Here is a 2,644-nt window from a genome sequence, read left to right as displayed (position 1 = left end):
AAGGCTGACTTTGTTTCGGGAAAGGCGAAAGAAGACGCGGACATGCAGGAAGCAGAACGTTCTAAATCCGCTCAGAGCAGGAACAACGCTGAACAAGGGGCCGCGACTTTGGCTGGGATTGGGGTTGAGGTTGCAGGAAGACGCAATGAGGGAGACGGAGAGTCAGCTAATGGTTCTAAAAAACCAGGAGAACCGGCTGATCCCGTTGATCAAAGAATTGCTCAGTTGAAGAAAGAGTTGAGTGAAGGGATCTTGCTCGCGGACGGAAACGGTTCGATGAGTGACGCCAAAGGCGGGTCTGGGGAAGTAGCAGCAGCAAAAGAACTTTCTAAAAAGATGGCGGAGCTGAAGCATTTGGAAGGCCAGAAGGCGGCTAAATCTACCCTTGAAGTTGGTGCAACTGCGGGAGTGGTTGCAGGCCAATTAAAACTCAAGCCCGGTGGCGAAATTGTGGAAGATTCCAGTGGTAAACTGTATCAAAAACAAAAGGTGAATGGACAATCGGAATGGGTAGAGATTAACCCTGCAACAATGAGTCCCCAGCGATATCAGAAAGGTAAAGATTTGATGGCGTATGGAGCGGCGAACGGTGATTTGGCGACGTATTCAAAAGGTTTGGCGCTAACCAAAGGATATGGTTGGAACGATAGTGGATTGAACATGGTTGGAGTAAGAGTTCCTGTAGATTCTCAAAATGCGACTCATAATGATTTTTTCTTAGCGATTAACAAGGGAAAATTGGAATCGGTACATTTCGGATCTACTCAACCGGGACAAAAAAGTTATTCTGGCAGTGCGGCATTGGGTGGTGTCGGAGAGGTTTCCACAGGACATACAACTATCGTAATGGATGACAGAAGAAACGGAGCTGATAGTTGGAAAAATGCAATTTTAGGAAGAACTCATGACGGAAAATTTACTGGTGCAAGAGATGTTAACGCCGATGGGAACCATAGTGTGACAGAAAGAGCGATTTCCGCCCTGACTAATATTGGTGGTGTTTTCTTTCATCAAGGGAATAAAGATGCGGTGAATATTTCCAGAGACAATCCAAGTAAAACTCTGACCGTTACTTTACAACCCGGTCGAGTGGACAACTATTCCCAAGGATGTCAGATCACAAACATGAGCTACTACTATGATGCTCAAAGTGGGACTAACAAGGTTTTTCAACCTTCAGATATTAGTAAGGCACAAGGGAAGCATGGAGCTTACAATAGTATGGAAAATCTGATTAAAAACAATTCCGGCTTTGGATATTCGGTCATCAACTCTTCCGATTACAGCGATGGGCTTATGAACAAGTTGAATGATTTAAGATCGAATGCGAGAGGGGAATTGATGCAAAAAGAATTGGAGAAATTTAAGTCCGATAAACCACAATACAAAGATTACAATGTAAAATTTAATCATTGATTGCAATCGGTTCCTTCCCCTATTTGTAGGTGTAAGGAACTTAGCCGAAGTAATGGAGGATTTCTATATATGAGAATCTTAATTTTATCTTTCTTCACATGCGGGATTTTAATAGCTCAAGATTTTGGATTGCAAGAAGACATTAACACGGGTTACAAACGAATGGCCCGAGAAAAAAAGAAAGTGATCATACCCGAGATCGTTGGCCTGAAGCCAGAAGATCAAAAGAAACTATTTGATCGTTCTTCTAAAACGTATGTGGAATTTCCGATTTTATCTGGAAACAAACCTACGATTGTAATTAAGACTCCTCGAAATCAAGAATACAGTACACGCTGGTGGGTTGTCGGATGTACTGATTTAGGGAAAAAGTTTAATTTGAAATACTTAAATATCAAAAAAATGAAATTGATGACAAAGGTTATATTTAAGAATGAACAAGTGGATATCTTACGTGAAGATAATATGAAATTTGATTCTGAAGGTATCGATTTAATGTCCTTTTCAGCAGATAATGACTCAGCTTTTAATGGAAATCCGTCCCAGGGAAAAGTATTTTTCAAATATTTTCTTATCGAAATCTATATTGAAGATGTGTTTAGGAAAGAGAACAAGAATCTCTGCATCTCTGAAATATTGCCTTTTGATAGTTGAGGCTGAGCCTCGCAAAAATTAACCTTGCGGATATTTTTCTAATATAACGAATCCCTGATTTAATTTTCAATCAAGCTGAATCTCAAAATCGTATTCAAAAGTTGAATTTCATGATTTTTGGATCAAATTTTAGAAAGAAAAGAAATGTCAGGCATGAGTCGGCGAACTCGTTTTCATGACGAGTTTTCGAAACGCTCACAAGGGAAACGTTAGGCTTACGTTTTCGTAAGAAGGTGAACGTTGGTTTTAGAATCGGAGAGAGAGAATGGAAGAGAACACAATCAAAAAAGGATACGTGTTAGGCGAAGCGGTAAGAGACAAGAGAAGCGGCCAAAAGATGTATGTCGAAGTCGCTTGGACCCCGGAAGTAAGCTGTATTTACTTTGATCCTAAACAGGAAAGCCTCGTGAAGGTTCGAATGCTTCCCGAGGATTTAGAACGGATTAAAGAAATGCTTCCATATCTTCCAAAGTAAAACACAAACGATCATTGAAACAAAAAAAACTCAGACACCCCTTTTCCATTGACAAAATCGGCCTTTGATTCAACTCTTCAATACATTGAAGAGTTGATC

General features: G+C 40.4%; 3 protein-coding genes. All 3 read left to right on the top strand.

The window, feature by feature from the left end; genetic code table 11:
- A partial coding sequence (locus tag JWG45_RS04780; RefSeq protein WP_205278643.1) for a hypothetical protein occupies positions 1-1,416 on the top strand: 1,416 nt, incomplete at its 5' end.
- A gap of 69 nt (positions 1,417-1,485) precedes the next feature.
- Positions 1,486-2,070 carry a hypothetical protein gene (locus JWG45_RS04775; RefSeq protein ID WP_205278642.1) on the top strand — a complete coding sequence of 195 codons (585 nt, stop codon included), beginning with the start codon at positions 1,486-1,488 and terminating at the stop codon, positions 2,068-2,070.
- Positions 2,071-2,335: 265 nt separating this feature from the next.
- On the top strand, positions 2,336-2,545 hold the full coding sequence (locus JWG45_RS04770; protein WP_205278641.1) for a hypothetical protein: 210 nt from the start codon (positions 2,336-2,338) through the stop codon (positions 2,543-2,545).
- The last annotated feature ends 99 nt before the right edge of the window (positions 2,546-2,644 follow it).

The sequence above is a fragment of the Leptospira ainlahdjerensis genome, assembly GCF_016919175.1.
Lineage (GTDB): Bacteria > Spirochaetota > Leptospiria > Leptospirales > Leptospiraceae > Leptospira > Leptospira ainlahdjerensis.
The sequence above is the reverse complement of the archived record's forward strand: the minus strand, read 5'-3'. Positions and strand labels throughout refer to the sequence as shown.